Raw genomic sequence first — 2,765 nt, 5'->3', positions numbered from 1 at the left:
GACCACAACCGGCGTTTCAAGCCAATTGTTGGTAATGGTTGCAAGGGACAACACATCATCAGGGACACTGGGTGCCATGGGTTGGTCTACTGAGATACCTTTGATGTAAACCACATTGCCCCCCGTGTTGAGACCAATACGGTCAATGCGGGGTAATTTGTAAGTATAACTGACGATAATATCACCACCCTCCGCACCCCCTGAGACAGTGATTTCCTGCGCTGTTACTTTATCAGCCGTGATTTTTGCGCGATAGCGATAAGTCACCTTATAGCTGCTCCCTGCTAAAGGTTCGTCTCCCACCGGTGCCCAATCAATGGTGTCTCCGGTTTTTTTAAAATCCGTTCCTTCTTTAAATTCCTTAGTTCCTTGAACAATTTTGATAAAAGAGGTGATGCTTTTATCCGGCACCCCATCACGCCCAGCAGCAACGGCACCGCGGGTGACGTTAACGGTCTTTTCTTTTGTCAACAAAAGAGATTGAATATCGGCAATAGGAAAATAATAGGGTTTAAAGGTGAAACTGTTTTTCCCTTTTGGGGGCGCAAAAATATGCGTTTCGCTTGGAACAACGCTTGTCGAAAAGTCCTCGAGTTCTTCATGGCGCAAAGCTGCTAAGCGTTTGCGTTTGAAACCATTGATATTGGCTTCTCCTTCTTGAATGCTAAAGACTTGCTTTTGTCCCTCTTGTCCCAAAGCTGTTACTCGACAACCCTTGACGATATAATGTCCATGGGCACGGTCGTACGTCGCAATGGCTTGCATGGCCGGTTCAAGCAGTGAGGGCGATTTTTGATCAATCAAAACGCCATCTTGTAAGATATAGACCGGAAAAAAAGTCCCTTGCTGGTTATCTTCTTTGAGAGCCCAAACAAGTTTTGCTACTTCGCGTGCGGCTCCGGGCTCTCCTTCTGCCAAGGAGCCTGGCACTTGCCCCAACAGCTCTGGATTATCTTCATAGGTCACCCATTTCTTTTGTAGCTTAACACCAATTTCTATACGACCCACCATAGAAACATGGGTGAGAACAGCATCACAGACGGGAAAAATATCCCCTGCAATATAAATTTTGCCCTCTGTTAACGTGACAGTCCTTGTCTCTTTGTTGACAAAAGCATCAGCCCGTTCAACGCGGTCTCCTTCTTGTGCCACAAGGCGCCCCAAACGGTCATGACGCCCCCTGATGATGGTTTGAACCTCATTCAATTCACCGNTTCATGCTTCATGTTAAAACCTCAATAAAATCTTAAATTGTTCGCGAACATCGGCACGCAAAGGAATAGTGACAGGCGTTTTGAGTATCTCTACACCACCACGTAGTTCACCAAATCCTAACCAAAGTTTGCCAGGAGGGGTTTGTTGTGCAAGAGAGCCATGAACGAGAAGGGAAACAGAGGCGGCTTGTTTGTCCTCAACATCTTCAAAATCTGTGCGGGCTGCCAGAAACAACAGAGTGCCGGTTGGGGAAGGATTAAATCTGTTGCCACAATGGTTATAGACACCCTCTAAAACCTGCTCTACAGGCGCTACAGCATAGCATCGGCGATACCCAATCAGAGTGTTGTTTGCGTCTCTTAAAGCCAAATAAAGGGGACGGTTGCTAAACCATTCTGCCATGAGGATATCACGTTCATGTTTTTTGACCGAACACCACGGAAAATTTGCCAAATCCCATGGGTAATCAATTTGGTTCCAGCTTAACTCCTCGTCAAAGTCATCTATCCAATTGCCAATAAGCTTGCCTTCTTCTTTTGTGAGAACGCATTCTATCTCTGTCGTGCGTCCAAAGGAAAACAAAGTTCCCCCAGCTGTGAAACGGATACCGCTCTCGAAATCCAACATGCTGTCATCAAGGCGTGACATATTGGCTTCCAAAGCTTGCACATCATACCCCGCAACACCACGACGAAAATCAGAGCGCAAACTTTTGGAGAGATCTGTGATTGCTTCAATGGCTTCAAGGCTGCTTTGTTTAGGGAGGCTGTCAAAGTACAGTTGAAAGGAATTCCACCAAGCACGCCCAGACCAAGCGGGTATAAAGCGGGCTGTCATCTCTAACCATCTCAACCCCATCTCTATTGCCATAACAGACCCGCGTATCCGCTGCCATGCAAGCCCTTGGTCAATCAAATCATAGAGGTTTGGAACATAAGGCGAAAGTTCACCAAGTCCATATTCTTCAATCAACCATGGCAAAAAGCGGGGAGGGCGTGTGATTAGTTTTGCACGTGAAATCCCCAAAACAGACCCATCAACATCTTGATGAAAGTCGCAAGCATCGGCAAGGCGTTTCTCAAATTCTGTTGCATGGGTGGGGAGGAGGGAACCAACCATTAGCGTGCACGCCCTTTGAAGTTTAAGGTGATTTTGCCAATCGATAAGATTTCTTCATCACAAACTGCACTGTCCTTTGTGGGTGTAATGGCAATCACTTTTTGGACACCAGGGATCATCAGTTTTGAAACCCACCACGAGAGGCTTAATTCACGACCAATGGCTTGTTCTTGTCTCCATGCTGCTCTTAAATTTGCCTCCATTGTCGTGAGAATTTTCAAAGATGTTTCCGGTAACAGCCAAACATCTGCTTCTAAATCCAGCACTTTTTTGACAGCAGCGTGAACAATGATTGTATCATTGGTCATGATGATATTTTTTCTGTGAAGAGCTTGTGAAACTGTTTGTAAGAGATCTTCAGAGGCTGTTCCTTCTTCATTGTTGCCAAAAAGAGCAACATAGATGGTTGGGTCTTTGCCTTTACGGTAAAC

At 45.9% G+C, this 2,765-nt stretch carries 2 protein-coding genes and 1 pseudogene; all 3 read right to left on the bottom strand.

What is annotated here, in order from left to right; all coding sequences use genetic code 11:
- A partial coding sequence (locus ACFIK2_RS07095; protein ID WP_375677078.1) for a DUF4815 domain-containing protein occupies positions 1–1,206 on the bottom strand: 1,206 nt, incomplete at its 3' end.
- 21 nt (positions 1,207–1,227) lie between these two features.
- Positions 1,228–2,334, bottom strand: coding sequence for a phage tail protein (locus ACFIK2_RS07090; protein WP_375677077.1), 1,107 nt, complete (start codon positions 2,332–2,334; stop codon positions 1,228–1,230).
- Positions 2,334–2,765 (bottom strand): annotated as a pseudogene (locus tag ACFIK2_RS07085) (baseplate assembly protein); the annotation flags it as partial. The pseudogene ACFIK2_RS07085 and the gene ACFIK2_RS07090, both read right to left, overlap by 1 nt.

The organism is Bartonella sp. AP88XZML (genome assembly GCF_042195565.1).
In the GTDB taxonomy this organism is placed as follows: domain Bacteria; phylum Pseudomonadota; class Alphaproteobacteria; order Rhizobiales; family Rhizobiaceae; genus Bartonella.
Note: the sequence above shows the minus strand (reverse complement) of the source record. Positions and strands in the feature narration are given on the sequence as shown.

Excerpts from the sequence above, each read along its gene's own strand:
- ACFIK2_RS07090 (WP_375677077.1), bottom strand. The coding sequence starts at position 2,334 with ATGGTTGGTTCCCTCCTCCCCACCCATGCAACAGAATTTGAGAAACGC.